The following is a 509-nucleotide window of genomic DNA, read 5'->3' as shown; positions in this document are numbered from 1 at the left end:
CCACGGCACCAGCCCGGTCGCCAGGATCAGGTTGCGGGTCCGCACCGTCCGCGTCCCGTCACCGGCCGCATCGCGCAGCACCACGTCCAGCTCGTCGACGGTGCCGTCCGGGCCGGTGACCGGCTGGACCGCCACGGCCCGCGTCCCGTAGCTGACGAGGTGGCGCACGTCCGCGGCGCACCACTCCAGGTAGTCGTGGAACTCCACCCGCGACGGGAACATCGTCTTGGTGTTGATGAAATCCGCCAGCCGCCCCTGACCCTGCAGATAGTTCAAGAACGACCGCGGACTCGTGGGATCCCGCATCGTCACGAGGTCCTTCAAGAAGGACACCTGCATCGTCGCGCCCTCGAGCAGCATCCCGCGATGCCACCCGAACGCCGCCTGCTGCTCCACGAACGACGCGTTCACGCGCGCCGACTCCGGGGAGCGCTCGTTGTGCTCCTGCACCGCCAACGCCAACGCCAGATTCGACGGACCGAACCCGACACCCAGCACATCCAGGGTGC

The 509-nt window shown here is 68.8% G+C and carries 1 protein-coding gene; it reads right to left on the bottom strand.

Features of this window, described 5'->3' with window-relative positions; translation table 11 throughout:
- Positions 1 to 498: SidA/IucD/PvdA family monooxygenase (locus WCD58_RS33560; protein WP_337707493.1), on the bottom strand; the 498-nt coding region annotated here is incomplete at its 3' end.
- Positions 499 to 509 lie beyond the last annotated feature (11 nt).

Source organism: Actinomycetospora flava (assembly GCF_037400335.1).
Classification (GTDB): Bacteria; Actinomycetota; Actinomycetes; order Mycobacteriales; family Pseudonocardiaceae; genus Actinomycetospora; species Actinomycetospora flava.
This window is presented reverse-complemented; position numbering and strand designations above follow the sequence as displayed.